The 14646-nt window shown below is 50.5% G+C and carries 11 protein-coding genes; 8 read left to right on the top strand and 3 right to left on the bottom strand.

The annotated features are described in order from the left end of the window. Window positions 1–8 precede the first annotated feature (8 nt). On the bottom strand, window positions 9–1328 hold the full coding sequence (locus tag G006_RS0122995; RefSeq protein ID WP_235048903.1) for a hypothetical protein: 1320 nt from the start codon (window positions 1326–1328) through the stop codon (window positions 9–11). Between the two features lie 367 nt (window positions 1329–1695). On the opposite strand from G006_RS0122995, the gene G006_RS0123005 reads away from it, so the two are divergent. The 8 genes from G006_RS0123005 to G006_RS0123045 all read left to right on the top strand — a co-directional run bounded on the left by G006_RS0123005 (window position 1696) and on the right by G006_RS0123045 (window position 11496). Continuing rightward, window positions 1696–3459: a L,D-transpeptidase family protein gene (locus G006_RS0123005; RefSeq protein ID WP_020485584.1), complete on the top strand. Its 1764-nt coding sequence runs from the start codon at window positions 1696–1698 to the stop codon at window positions 3457–3459. Between the two features lie 68 nt (window positions 3460–3527). Next, a complete protein-coding gene (locus G006_RS27355; RefSeq protein ID WP_020485585.1) occupies window positions 3528–3899 on the top strand; it encodes a hypothetical protein in 372 nt (123 codons plus the stop codon). A gap of 169 nt (window positions 3900–4068) precedes the next feature. After that, window positions 4069–4533 (top strand): SRPBCC family protein, encoded by a 465-nt coding sequence (locus G006_RS0123015; protein ID WP_020485586.1) that lies wholly within the window; start codon window positions 4069–4071, stop codon window positions 4531–4533. A gap of 91 nt (window positions 4534–4624) precedes the next feature. After that, window positions 4625–5167 carry a hypothetical protein gene (locus G006_RS0123020; protein WP_020485587.1) on the top strand — a complete coding sequence of 181 codons (543 nt, stop codon included), beginning with the start codon at window positions 4625–4627 and terminating at the stop codon, window positions 5165–5167. Between the two features lie 311 nt (window positions 5168–5478). Then, window positions 5479–9111, top strand: a complete 3633-nt coding sequence (gene nifJ / locus G006_RS0123025) for a pyruvate:ferredoxin (flavodoxin) oxidoreductase (RefSeq protein WP_020485588.1) — start codon at window positions 5479–5481, stop codon at window positions 9109–9111. Then, window positions 9104–10117, top strand: coding sequence for a dihydroorotate dehydrogenase-like protein (locus tag G006_RS0123030; RefSeq protein ID WP_020485589.1), 1014 nt, complete (start codon window positions 9104–9106; stop codon window positions 10115–10117). Before nifJ ends, G006_RS0123030 begins: the two co-directional genes overlap by 8 nt. 181 nt (window positions 10118–10298) lie before the next feature. Further along, window positions 10299–10592, top strand: coding sequence for a transposase (locus tag G006_RS0123040; protein ID WP_020485591.1), 294 nt, complete (start codon window positions 10299–10301; stop codon window positions 10590–10592). Continuing rightward, complete coding sequence (locus G006_RS0123045) at window positions 10513–11496, top strand: IS3 family transposase (RefSeq protein ID WP_081607996.1); 984 nt, start codon at window positions 10513–10515, stop codon at window positions 11494–11496. Before G006_RS0123040 ends, G006_RS0123045 begins: the two co-directional genes overlap by 80 nt. Window positions 11497–11577: 81 nt before the next feature. Here G006_RS0123045 and G006_RS0123050 read toward each other — a convergent pair whose 3' ends face one another. Then, window positions 11578–12783: a hypothetical protein gene (locus G006_RS0123050; protein ID WP_152429001.1), complete on the bottom strand. Its 1206-nt coding sequence runs from the start codon at window positions 12781–12783 to the stop codon at window positions 11578–11580. 55 nt (window positions 12784–12838) lie between these two features. Then, on the bottom strand, window positions 12839–14398 hold the full coding sequence (locus G006_RS0123055; protein WP_026147248.1) for an MBOAT family O-acyltransferase: 1560 nt from the start codon (window positions 14396–14398) through the stop codon (window positions 12839–12841). Window positions 14399–14646 lie beyond the last annotated feature (248 nt).

Consider the following 14646-nt stretch of genomic DNA (forward strand, 5'->3'; position numbering starts at 1 on the left):
CCTGTAAGTTACGGGATCACCACCACTTGCGCGAAACCGCCGCCGGGTGTCCGAAAGTTAGTGGTTTGGCCTTGGTAAAGGCGGGCGCAGACCAATTGGGTTTGGCCTTGATAGACATAGTGGCGTAGATCCAATTTTAACTCGCCGGCATCAAGATGGCGTTCGCTGGGTTTTACCAGGGTCTGCGCCACATAATCGTGTTGCAGAATATCCTCGAAAACTCGCCGGGTCAGTTTATCGCCCCGATACGCCGCTTTGCTGCCGTAGCCTCTGGCTGGTTTGAAAAACAGCTGCTTGCGCTCGTCCCAGAACCGCTCGGCATTTTGCGCATCGACCAGCACCGTGTGAGCGATGCCCTCTCGCAATAGTGTTCGAGTATGCTCATCGACGCCGATTGCTTTTAGAAAATCAGTGTTGCCCAGCCAGACCAGATTCCTTTTATCGGCATATAGCGCATGATTTCTGGGGTGCGGTGTCAGCACTACTGCACCGGCCAGATAGGCTTCCCGCAAAGTATGGGTTTCCAGCGATTCCAAGCCAAAGTCGGTCAAGCGGTTATAAACCAGATCGATTGGCAGATCATCGTGCCAGAGTCGGTCGTCTCGATAGTTTAAGGCCCCAGGATCGCAGATTACAGTTTGGATTTTATGTTGTTCGAACAAGTGTTTAAACAACAGAAACTCCGGCCACATGTATTGGTTTTGCGGGTCGTCGTCGACGATGGCAATCCTGCGCAGGGGCGCCACATCGCGCTCCGCTCGCCATTCCAAGTAAAACATGTCCATGAACAGGGTTTCGGTTTGCTGAGTATCTTGCCTGGGCAAGTTGAGTTTGCCGGGCTGTTGATTGCCGACGATTTCGCAACAGCTGTTTTGTGCGCGAATCAATAGCGCGTTAATCATCGCACCGCCGGCATTAGAATTGATTTCGATCAGTTTCGGGCCGTCGGCGCTCAGATGAAAGTCGTAGCCTAGAAATACGCCATGAGCTTTAGTTAAAAATCGTGCGGCGTCCGGTGCGTATGTAAGTACCTGTTGTTGATACGCCGGCAGTGCAATCACCCGTTCCAGTGCAGCGATGATCGCCAATTGTTGATCCAGGCAAGCTTGATCGATAAACACCGCCGACTCCGCGAACAAATTCGGCCGCTCCTCGGCGATCAGCCGATACAAATCGTCGTTTCCGTCCAGCCTATTCAGTTCGCTGCGCAGCGCTTTGCGATTTAGCGACGAGCAGCGGCAATTGCTATTTAGCTGTTTGGCGTTGGGTGTTTGCTCGGGTTCTGGATGGGGATGCATGAAAAACGATAGGCGTGGATTAATGGTCAAACAGGATTTACGCCCGCTATTCTAGCGCGATACGCTCGCCCACAAATCGGTAAATTCTTATACGGATGCCTGCAGAAGTGGCAAAAACAATTTACAAACAGGCGGTTAAGGTTGTGTGTTGTCAGCTAGTCGATATGCTGATGGGAGTTTTCTGAACAGCTGGATCCAAACTTGTGAAACCAGGCACCGCACGGTATTTTTATGACCGTGGTATCACGTTTACCGAAATCGCTGCGAATTTTTATAGGGCGCAGCAATGATCGGTGCATTCAATGCAATTAAGCCCTTTTTATCCGGCGCAGCTAGAACTTGAGCGCGTATTTTGTCAATATGGCAACCTTTGTCCGAATTTGAACTTGCAAAAATCATGACGCAGCAAGCCGTATCAAGCAGTAATCAAACAACATGGCGCAACTCCCCACCGTATCTGCTGACGATATTGGTGCTGCTGTATTTTTTTTCGCAATCCGCCAGCAGCCAAAGTCCAGAACTTAGTGTTAGGCAAGCCATAGAGTCGTTGCTGGCTAGCAAACAGCAGCCTTTACTGTCGCAAGCGGATTTTTCGCAGTATAGCGACGCGTTGAAACAGTTGTATCAGATGAATGCCAATCAGCTGATTTGGCTGGGCGAAGGTCGCACTGCGAAAAATCGCGAAGACGCTTTGAGTCTGCTAAGCAATGCCAAGGCCGATGGTTTGAATCCGGATACATACGAAGTCGAGCGTTTGCGCGGCTACTTACAACAGGCCGTTACATTATCGAAAAATGCGACGACGGAGTTGGTCTCTTACGACGTGGCCTTGTCGATCGCGCTGGTACATTACGCGCGTGATCTGCATGTCGGCCGGGTCGATCCGCGCGACTTCGATTATCCCGCGCAGTTTGCCGCCAAATCGGCAAGCGATGTCGCTGTGTTGCTGAATCAACATATTCAACAACAAACGCTTGCCGAACTGCCGGCGGCGCTGGCACCCAAATTCAAGCAATATCAGAAATTAAAGACTTTGTTGGCTGCTTATCGTCAACAAAATACCGCCGCGCAGAAGCCAAAACTGCTTTTGGCAAAATCGCTGCGCCCTGGTGAGCAAGACGCGCAATTGCCCGAGTTACGCCGGCGTCTGCTGGAATTGGGTGAGCTGAAAGCGGAAGAAGTCATTGGTGCCGGCAGCACTGAGACGCTGTACGATGCGGCGGCGACGGAAGCGGTGAAACGTTTGCAGCAACAGCAAGGCTTAAAAGCCGACGGGGTGATTGGCAAACAAACCCTGGCCTTATTGAATCAAACGCCGGCCGATAAAATTGCCATGCTCGAATTAGCCATGGAGCGTCTGCGTTGGATGCCGGAGTTGCCGGAAGGGCCAAGGATTTTTGTAAACATCCCGGCGTTTCAGTTATGGGCCTTCAATTCTCGCGACGATCAACAGCCCTTGACCATGAAAGTGATAGTCGGCAAGGCTGAAAAGAACCAGACCCCGGTGCTCTGGGAAGAAATGAAATATCTGGAGTTCATGCCGTATTGGAATATTCCGAAAAGCATCATGGATAAGGAAATGCTGCCGAAACTATTGAGCGATGAAGAGTTTCTGACCAGTCAGGATATTGAATTGGTAGGACGCTATGCCGACGACGACGAAGACGACGACGAAAATCAAGACAGCATTGTCGACGAAATCAAGAGTGGTCGGGTGCGCGCCAGACAACGCCCTGGCAGTAACAATCCCTTGGGGCGGGTGAAATTTATTTTCCCGAACAAAGCCGATGTGTATTTGCATGATACGCCCGGCAAAGCGGCGTTTAACCGGGATCGCCGCGATCTCAGCCACGGCTGCGTTAGAGTGGCGGAAGCTGGAAAGCTGGCGGAATTTGTGCTCGGCGACCAAAGCGAGTGGGATCAGCAAACCATACAGCAGGCCATGGCCGGGCCTAAAACCCAGCGGGTCACTTTAAAAAAATCGATACCAGTGTTGTTTTTTTATACCACTGTTTTTGTGGGTCTTGATGATAAACCGCGCTTTTACCCGGACATTTATGGTCAAGATGAATTGTTGCAGACTGCTTTGAGCAAGGCCGCCGATCCGAGCGTTAAGCAGCAGTTAGTCAGTAAAACTGTGAATAGTGCTGGCGGCGGTTAACAGGATTCAGTTTTGCCTGTATTGGATTATGCTGTTAGTTGGCGTGTTGATTTTTAGGAGACAGGGGTATGACGCAAGCAAAAATAGTAAACCAAGCTGTGGCCGAGAAAGTTAAGAAGTCGCCGACGCGCAAAGGCAAGAAAGGCAGAATGGCGCCGCCAACCAATGGCGAGATCCTGGTCAAAGGTGTGGTGATGGGCATCGTTATTTCCGGCTTGACGCACGCCAGCAAAAGCATCACGCGCGCGCTAATCCGCCACCCGCTCGCCTTGTTCTCAGGTGGATTGCTGGTGGGGTATCTGGCGCATAAACATCGCAAAGACATCATCGTGCTGGGTAGTCGCACCGCCGAGGAAAGCCGGAATTTCGTGCTGAGACAACGCGAGAACCTCGGCGATTTAATCGCTGAAATCAAGGAAGAAAGCGGCAAGATTCGATAATCTTGGATTTGTTTGGGTTTATCCGACATCTGGTTTCACCTGCGGGCGAGTTGATTTCCGGACTGGTGCATCCGCGTGACTGCGCTGCATAAGCAGCACTACCGCAAAAATTTTTTTACGGTAGAGTGCTGGCTATCGCAGTAGCTCGGCATCGTCATCCGCAAATATTATGAAAATTTATCACATCCACCGGCAGCAGCGCTTGGCGCTTAGTCAGCAGCAGGCGTGGGATTTCTTCTCCTCTCCGCACTATCTAAATCAAATTACGCCTGAGTTTTTTCATGTCGATATTACTTCGCCGGTGCCCGAGGATATTTACCCAGGCTTGCTGATCCGTTATCGGATGAAGGCATTGTTTGGCGTGCCCATGTCCTGGTTATCGGAAGTCAGTCACTGCGATAAGCCGAATCGGTTTGTCTATCAACAAGCGGTCGGTCCGTTCGGCTTCTGGAGCCATGAAGTTTGCCTAAGTTATTGCGAGTCGGGCATCGTATTGGAGGACATCGTGTTTTATACGATGCCCTTAGGCTGGCTAGGCCAATTGCTGCATAGGTTTATCGGTAATAAGTTGCAGCGTATTTTCGATACGCGCCGCGATTATCTGCAAGCAAAATGGGGTGTTGCCGAGCCGTAACGCATAAAACCGGTATCGGTCAGGCAGTTGACTTTTTTCATTCGCAGGCATCTAATCATTGACCTGCACATTCAACCTGAAGGAGACGAATATGGCTCAAGACAAAGGTTATTTGGATCAGTCCGGCAATCAAGTGGTTGCCATCGTTAAAAATCTGGATCGCGATGTCGAACGCGGTGAAGACACGCTGATGTTGGGTTATGGTTTGGTATTGCTGGCGCCGGCTTTCGCCCCCTTGTTGCCGCCCAGCATTCTGTTACCGTTGATGGCTATCACCTTTGCGGTATCGGCCATCACGGCACGCCTGCATTTTTATAAAATGGCCCGCAAGCTGTCGGTATCCTTGGACGAGTTGGAAATCCGGGATAAACACACGTTTAAACCGATAACCGACGTGTTTGACGAACACCCCCAGCAAACCCTAGCTGTGGCGTTCAACCCCTTGAAAAATTTGCAACGGACCGGGAAGAGCATACTCGGCGGTTTGATGATCAACCCGTTTTGGGGGCCGATTTTTTATATGTTGGGTGTGCAGTTTGTTGAGGATAGACAACTGGTCGTGCTAAACAAGGCAGTAATTGAAGTCGAAGATAAAGTGATGCCTATCGTACTGCGCGACGACTGGTCTGAATAAACTAAGGAACTGCGAGTTTTAGGTGGCCGATAAGCTGCCGGGGGAGGATTAACAAGCTTGAATTTATGGGTTAGGGGCTATTGTTCTCGGCGGCAGCCATTGTCCAAAAGTACAGTTATACACAGAAGTTGTGGATAAACTTGTGATCAAATCGTGAGCAAACCAGCCAATCGCCCGTCCTGTTTGGGACATCTTTAAATTGACTAAAAATTAGTCAGGCATTTTTTGACTATGCTTAGAGCATCTTAGAAAAACAGCCGCCGGCACTTGCCCGGCGGCTCCCCCGTTTTATTTCCTGAAAAGGTTATTCCATGCAAAAGCAAACCCTCACCATCGACGGCAATCAGGCTGCGGCCAGTATTGCCTACAAACTCAATGAAGTGATTGCGATTTATCCGATTACCCCGTCCTCGGCGATGGGCGAATGGGCCGACGAATGGGCGTCTCGCGATCAACCCAATCTTTGGGGCACGGTGCCCCGAGTAGTCGAATTGCAAAGCGAGGCCGGCGCGGCCGGTACCATTCACGGCGCCTTGCAAGCCGGCACTTTGGCAACCACTTTTACAGCCTCCCAAGGCTTGCTGTTGATGCTGCCAAACATGTACAAAATCGCCGGCGAACTTAGCCCGACCGTGTTTCATATTGCCGCCCGCTCGCTCGCTTGTCAGGGCCTGTCTATCTTCGGCGATCACAGCGATGTGATGTCGGCGCGGATGACCGGCTACGCCATGTTGTGCTCCAACTCACCGCAAGAGGTGCAGGATTTGGCGCTGGTGGCTCATGCCGTCTCCTTGCAAAGCCGCATCCCGTTCATGCATTTTTTCGACGGTTTCCGCACCTCGCACGAGGTCGCCAAAATCGTCGAGATCGACGACGGCGTGATCCGGGCGATGATAGACGACAACTGGGTCAGCGAGCATCGCGGCCGAGCTTTGACGCCGGATAACCCGGTACTGCGTGGTACCGCGCAAAACCCGGACGTATATTTCCAGGGTCGGGAATCGGTTAATCCTTACTATGCCGCGTTGCCTGAGATTGCCCAACAAACCATGGATAGGCTGGCCGCTTTGACCGGCCGCCAATACCGCTTATTCGAATACGTCGGTTCTCCGCAAGCCGAAAGGGTGATCGTGATTATGGGGTCCGGAGCGGAAGCAGTTGAAGAAACCCTGGATTATTTGAATCGCCAGGGCGAAGCGGTTGGTTTGTTGAAAGTACGCTTGTTCCGGCCGTTTGCGCCGGAGCGCTTGATCGAAGCTTTGCCGGCCAGTTGCCGAAAAATCGCGGTACTGGATCGCACCAAGGAACCGGGCGCCGATGGCGAGCCTTTATACAAAGACGTCTTGGGTGCGGTAGCGCAAGCCTTCAGCGACGGCGAAAAATTTACCAGCCTGCCCAAAGTGGTGGGCGGCCGTTACGGCTTGTCGTCCAAGGAGTTCACGCCGGGCATGATTAAGGCGGTTTACGACGAACTGAAAAACGATAAGCCGAAGAATCATTTCACTGTCGGGATTCTCGATGACGTCAGCCACACCAGTTTAAATTGGGATGCGGCTTATCGCACCGATACCCACGATCAAACCTTTCAGGCCATGTTTTACGGGTTGGGTAGCGACGGTACGGTGGGTGCGAACAAAAACACCATAAAAATCATCGGCGAAGAAACCGATTTATACGCCCAGGGTTATTTTGTGTACGACTCGAAAAAGTCCGGCGCTATTACCGTCTCGCATCTGCGCTTTGGGCCGAAGCCGATTCGCTCCACCTATTTGATCGGCGAGAACGACGCGCAATTTATTGGCTGTCATCAAACCGTATTTCTGGAACGCTACGACATGCTGGTCAACGCCGCCGACAAAGCGGTGTTTCTATTAAACAGCCCCGCATCGTCGGATGAAGTTTGGGAAACGTTGCCGCGCAAGATGCAGCAGCAAATGCTGGATAAGAAAATTAGGTTTTATCTGATCGACGGTAATGCGGTCGCGGAAAAATCCGGCATGGGTAAGCGCATCAATACCATCATGCAGACTTGTTTTTTCGCGATTTCCGGGGTGTTACCGCAGGAACAGGCGATTGCCGCCATTAAACACGCCGTTGAAAAAACCTATGGTAAAAAAGGCCAGCGCATCGTCGATTTAAACTTCAAAGCTATCGACGAAACCCTGGCCGGCTTGCGGCATGTGCCGCTACCGAAACAAGCCGACAGCGGTTTCGATATTGCCGCCTTGATCGCCGACAGCGCGCCCGAATTTATCCGTCGCGTCACCGGCGAAATCATCGCCGGCCGTGGCGACTCCTTGCCGGTCAGCGCGATGCCGGTAGACGGCACCTTCCCGACCGGCACCGCTGCTTACGAGAAACGCAATCTGGCGCTGGAGATACCGGTTTGGGAAACCGATCTGTGTACTCAATGCGGCAAATGTCCGATGGTGTGCCCGCACGCGGCGATTCGCAGCAAAATCGTGCCCAACGAAGCCTTGAACAACGCGCCCGAAACCTTCAAGCACGCGGCGATGCTGGGTAAAGATTTTCCTGCCGGTCTGTCGATCAGTTATCAGGTGGCGCCGGAAGACTGTACCGGCTGCGGTTTGTGCGTGGATATTTGCCCGATCCGCGATAAATCCAACGCTAGCCGCAAGGCCTTGAACATGCGGCCACAAGCGCCGCTGCGCGAACCGGAAAGTCAAAACTGGGATTACTTCCTATCCTTGCCGGAATATGATCGTCGCTTATTAAAAACCAACACCATCAAAGGCTCGATGGTGTTACAGCCCTTATTCGAATTCTCCGGCGCCTGCGTCGGCTGCGGCGAAACCCCGTATGTGAAATTGGCATCGCAGCTGTTCGGCGATCGCATGGTGGTAGCTAATGCCACCGGTTGCTCGTCGATTTACGGCGGCAATTTGCCGACCACGCCCTGGACCAAAAACCCCGAGGGCAGGGGGCCGGCCTGGAACAATTCCTTGTTCGAAGATAACGCCGAGTTCGGTTTGGGCATGCGGGTGGCAATCGATAAACAAGCCGAGCATGCGGCCGAGTTACTGGTGTCGCTACGAGAAACCTTGGGCGGCGAATTGGTCGATGCGATTTTACACGCCGACCAAGCCGATGAAGCCGGTCTTTACGAACAACGCCAACGTGTGGCCGAGTTGAAGCAGCATTTACCCTCGCTGAAGCAACCTGCTGCCCAGGCTTTGTTAACGTTAGCCGATTATCTCTGCAAGAAAAGCGTCTGGATCATCGGCGGTGACGGCTGGGCTTACGATATTGGTTACGGCGGTCTGGATCACGTTCTGGCCAGCGGCCGCAACGTCAATATTCTGGTGTTGGATACCGAAGTGTATTCGAACACCGGTGGTCAGACCTCCAAATCTACACCGCTGGGTGCGGTGGCCAAGTTCGCGGCCGGCGGTAAGGCCACCGCGAAAAAAGACCTGGCACTGCTGGCGATGGATTACGGCAACGTTTATGTCGCTCACGTTGCATATGCCGGCAAGGACACGCAAACCCTGAATGCCTTCCTGGAAGCGGAAGCGCACAATGGTCCGTCCATCATCATCGCCTACGCGCCTTGCATAGCCCACGGTGTGGATTTGTCCAACAACCATAGACAGCAAAATCTGGCAGTAAAAAGCGGGCATTGGCCTTTGTTTAGATTCAATCCCGGCCGCATCCAGCAAGGTAAGAATCCGATGCAACTGGATTCCGCGGAACCGTCGGTGCCGCTACGCGAGTTTGTGATGAGCGAAACCCGCTTCAGCATGCTCTGGCAAAGTCATCCCGATCACGCCGAAGCGTTTTTGAAACAGGCGCAGCAGGACGTCAAAAACCGTTACCGCTACTATCAACAATTGGCCGCGCTGGAATGGAGCGATGCCACCAGCGTCGCGGCCGCCAAAGCCGCACTGAAAGCCGATCTTGCCCAGGAGAGCCAACATGGTTGATTTAACGACAAATTATTTGGGCCTGAAACTGGCGCATCCCCTGGTACCGTCGGCGTCACCGCTGAGTAAGGATTTGGATAGCGCCCGTCGGTTGGAAGATGCTGGAGCTTCGGCTTTAGTGATGTATTCATTATTCGAAGAAAAAATCGAAGCCGAACAGCAACAGATGGAGCGGTTTTTTTACGGCCAGGGCATTGGCTATGGTGAAGCGGATTCATTTCATCCAGTGCCAGAACATATATTGACCTATCAGGAACAATATCTGGAACATCTGCAACGTTTGAAAAGCAGCTTGAATATTCCGGTGATCGCCAGCCTGAACGGCATTTCCCAGGGCGGCTGGATCGAATACGGCCAAGCCTTGCAACAAGCCGGGGCGGACGCACTGGAGCTGAATATCTACCATCTGGCCGCCAATGCCGATGAGAGCAGCGAAACCGTGGAAAACCGTTATTTGGATATTCTGCGCGAGTTGAAAAGCCGGGTGAGCGTGCCGCTGACCTTAAAACTGTCGCCGCAATTCAGCTCGCCGATTCATTTTGCCCAACGCCTGGAAGCCGCTGGCGCCGATGGTATTGCGATATTCAATCGGTTTTATCAGCCGGATATCGATCTGGAGACTTTGGAAGTAGTGCCGAAGTTGCAATTGTCTACCCAATCGGAAGCCTTGCTGCGCATTCGCTGGACCGCTTTGCTGTATGGGCGGGTGAAAATGTCGCTGGCGGTGACCGGCGGTTTTCATCACAGTGCGGATGTGATCAAAGCCTTGTTGGCCGGTGCCGACGTCGTGCATTTGTGCAGCGTATTGCTGGCGCAAGGCGTGGGCAAACTCGGCGAGATTCGCGCGGAACTGGAGCAATGGCTGATCGAACACGAATACGAGTCCATCAGCCAGCTAAAAGGTAGCGTCAGCCAGCAACATGCCATCGACCCCAGCGCATATGAGCGCGCCAATTACATTCATGTGTTGGACAGCTACACGCCCTCTGCCGGCGTGTTGAGATAGTCTTAAAACCGTGCGGGATTTGGACGAACTGTTTGCCGGCTTGGCTAAGTCCAAGTTTCGCAGCCAGTTTCGTCTGAACGGCAAGGACTTGGATTACTTGCGCAACAAAGGCTGATCTGAAATGGTCTAATAACTCCAGACACTTCTAAAGGCAGAATTTATACTGCTAGCAGAGGTGACCATGAGTAACGAAAAAAAACACAATCGACCCAAATACAGCCTGGAGTTCAAGCAAGATGCGACGAAGCTGGTTTTGGAAAAAGGCTACAGTCAGCAGCAAGCGGCCGATCATCTGGGCATATCGCAAAGCGCCATCGGACGCTGGGTACGAGCGGAACGCAAGCCTTCGGCCAACGAATCGGCAACCAAAAAGTTTTGCCTGAATCTGGCGGATCATGACGAATTGGTCCGGTTGCGAAAGGAAAACGAACAACTGCGGATGGAGCGCGAAATCTTACTTGTGCCCTGTGGGTAAAAAAGGCCGCCGTCTTCTTTGCGAAAGAAGCCGAATAAAGTACGGATTTATTCAGGCGCAACAGAAGACGTATCCCGAGACCGTGCTGTGTCGAGTCATGCAGGTGAGTACCAGAGCTTATTATGCTTGGTGTAACAGTCCGCCAGACGAAGACAAAAAACATCAAGATCAACAGCTTGCCGATAGCGTGCGGCAGCTTTTTACCGACAACAAGCAGTGCTTTGGTTCGCGTCGTTTAGCGGATCGCTTGCAAAAACAAGGTTTTGCCGTTGGACGCTTTAAAACGCGACGGGTCATGCGGGAGCTGAAGTTAAAAGTTCGCTATCCCAAACGATTTAAAGTGACCACGGACAGCAACCATAGTGAGACCATATCCCCCAATCGGCTGGATCGCCAATTCAAGGTCGCTCAGCGGAATCAAGTGTGGACGACGGATATCACCTATGTATGGACGCTGCAGGGCTGGCTTTATGTCGCGGTCGTGATTGATCTATTCTCCCGGCAAGTGATGGGCTGGGCGATTGACGACCACATGCGGACCTCGCTCTGTGTCAAGGCATTACAAATGGCCTTCTGGCGTCGTAAACCGCTGCCTTGCTTGCTGCATCATTCGGATCGTGGCAGCCAATATGCCAGTCGGGAATATCGGCAACATCTGGCTGTGATTCGCATGGAGCAGAGCATGAGCCGGAAAGGCAATTGTTGGGATAATTCGCCGACGGAACGCTTTTTCCGTAGCTTGAAGCATGAACAACTCAACTACGAAAAATTCAAAACCCAGGAAGCGGCGAAACTCAGCGTGATCGACTATTTGGCTTTTTACAACGGTCGTCGATCGCACTCAACATTGGGCTATCAATCCCCGATCGAATTCGAGCAGGAATTTTCGAAAGACGCTGCCTAAACAGGTGTCCGGTTTTTGTTGACCATTACATTACCATCCCGGTTTGTTGAATCTTATTTTGGCTATCGTTTCAAACCAATATCAGTTTTCCGTTGGTAGAGAATGGATTGTGCTTTGGACAATATTGTTGATAAATGCAACGTCTTGGGCGTTCTGTTGCACGTATTTCTCTCTCGCTAGTTCGATATCTGTTATTTGTGCCTCGATATTGTTTTGTGTTAGCTTGACGCCAAAATCGTCTGGAATTTGGCTTTGCGATTGTTTGACACCGAGCACTCGTTCCAATATCCAGCCGCCAACAAGGGTTCGGTAGTGTGAAAACTCCCAGAAATATTGCATGTTGGTATGTGCCACTGTTGACGCTGGAATGTTCTCAGTTGTGATGCTGTTGTAGCCGGAAAAATCCCATAAAACGACTTTAGCTTGCTTCGTGTCCTGTTCTTGAGGAGTCTGATCGTCAATCACCTTCACAAGATCGCGTTTCCAATTCAGAAATCTATTCCATTCACCCCACGCCCTAAGATATTCCAAATCCCACGCATGGGTTGGGCTAATAAAAAAATAAAGCTCGATATTTTGCTGTTTCGCTAGTTTTAGCATCGACTGGATATCGTCCCACTGAAATGACGCATTTTGGTTTTCGACCGTTGTGATCTTTTTACGGTTGTGGGATATTTCTTTCATATATCCTTCACAGGCGGCTCTCACTCCACCGTATTCATTGATGAAATTCGCGTAATATTCGTCTGTACGCTGACCGTCGTGGGTGAATTCAGAAGGAGTCTGTTGCGATTGGACGGTTTGGTATGAATCCCATAAGGTTTCAATAGACAGAGATGCCCTAAAAATTTCAAGTTGCCGAGAATCTGATCGTTGCCGACCACCAATATCCATCAAATCATGTCTGAGTTTAATATTGCCGGTATTGTTGCTGAAAGACACTAGGTCCAGTCCAATGATCGCAATATCGATTTTGGACGTATTAACTGAATGTTCGAACAACTCCTTTATTTCAGCAATTTGTGCTCCGTCAGTTGCGAGGTTATAAGTTATTTTACCGGCTAGCGCTGGGTGGAGCGGATCAAGGCCATGTGCGGCTCGGGATGTGCCCAGAAATATTACTGAAGGACGCTTTCGGGAGACTTCGAACACCTTGGCGATCCACTGATTACCTCGGAATGCCGGTTTTATGTAATTGAAGCCAGACTTTTCAATCCAACCGTTCAGACTGTATGGATCGACGATTAAGTTTATCGACACAATCAGTAAACAAGTCGATAAACTCACAATGACAAAATGTGCTAAAAAATGCCTGTCGGGCGAATATCGTTTCATCTTTGGTTTAGAACTGGAAATACAAAAATTCAGAGACGCGGCGCATGCTGCATAATGCGAAAGCGAAAATCAGGCCGGTAAGCACGGCAAAATGCCAATTGGGGCGCCATAGTAGAATCTTAGAAGGACTTTTTATCTCCTCGATAGTCGGATTAAATGCTGCCAGAATCTGTTGCGTATTTGGCGCCAGCCAAACCAATGACCAAAGCGCTATTATCCAAATTACTATGACACTGTGCTCGCCATAAATTGCCGGCAGAGGGCCAAAATGAATTCCGGCACTTGCCATGGCTTGCTGAATTCGCCAGTGGAATAGCCATTGCCAGCTTCCATGTAGATTAATACCGTTAAATCCGCCCATGCCTTTCAGTATCGCAAGCGCCGCGTCCAAATTTTCAGCGCGGAAGAATACCCAACCGATCACGACAAAAACAAAAGTAAGTATTCTACTCGCCAAGCGACCTTGAAACGTACTCTGTGTCAAATTGTGTCCCAGAGTTCGGCGAAGCTGATGCCAGCCGTGGTTGATGACCAAATAAATGCCGTGCAGGCTTCCCCAAATGATAAAAGTCCAACCTGCACCGTGCCAAAACCCTCCTAATAGCATCGTCGCCAGCAGGTTGATATAGCGCCTCACCGAGCCTTTACGGTTACCTCCCAACGCAAAATACAAATAATCGCGTAGAAAACGCGATAATGTCATATGCCAACATCGCCAAAATTCGGTAATGTTGACCGCCTTGTACGGTGAATTGAAATTCAAGGGCAGTTTTACGCCGAACAAGCGGGAAATGCCGATAGCCATGTCTGAGTATCCCGAGAAATCGAAGTAAAGCTGGAAAGTATATGCAAGCGCTCCACCCCATGCTTCGAGAAAGGTTAGCGTTCCTTTTTGCGTGGCGATTTCGAAAATCGGGGTTGAATAAGGGCTGATGCCATCGGCCAGTACTACTTTCTTGAAAAGGCCGATGCTGAAAATAGTGAGACCCACGGACAAATTTTCCCAATTTAGCCGATAGGTTGCGCGAAGCGCGAATTGCGGCATCATTTCGTTATGGTGCAATACCGGTCCGGCGATCAGATGGGGAAAGTAAGTGACAAATAATCCGTAGTGAATGAGATTTGCCTCTTTTACTTGGCCGCGATACGCATCAACCAAAAATGCGATTTGAGTGAATGTAAAAAAAGAAATCCCGAGTGGCAAAATTATTGGTTCGATGTGCCAGTTTAAACCCAAAGTCGCATTGGCATTTTCGATAAAAAAATTGGTGTACTTGTAGTAACCGAGAAGCAGCAAATTGATTGATACACCAAACCCTAAAATCCACTTATTATGTCCAGAATTATTTCTTTTTTGTTTAGATAGTACAGTGCCAACTCCATAGTTGAAGAGAATTGAGCCCATTAGTAGGCCCACGTAGGCAGGATTCCACCAACCATAAAAAAACAACGATGCCCCAAATAGCCATAATCCCGCCAACGTTTGGCTATGTCGGCCAAATTGGAAAAAAATCAATAAAGTGATTGGGAGGAAGCAAAACAAAAACTGAAAGGAATTAAAAAGCATGTTTGGGCAATGAATTTTTGTTGTTATCGATTGTGGGACTAGTGCTAAGTTATGAAACCAAAATCAACAAGTCAACTTTTTTGATCCAAAGATTGGTTTTGGTATTTTGATCGAGTATGCCCGGCAACTTTTTTGAATCGGCGGTCTTGATCTGCTGCTTCGGCCTTCCTGGTGCAATATACTCTGACTTTGCCAGAAGACGGTTCACTGCGCGCTCCTTCGCGGGGCAATGCTTGCTGTTGATGTGT

Source organism: Methylomonas sp. MK1 (assembly GCF_000365425.1).
In the GTDB taxonomy this organism is placed as follows: domain Bacteria; phylum Pseudomonadota; class Gammaproteobacteria; order Methylococcales; family Methylomonadaceae; genus Methylomonas.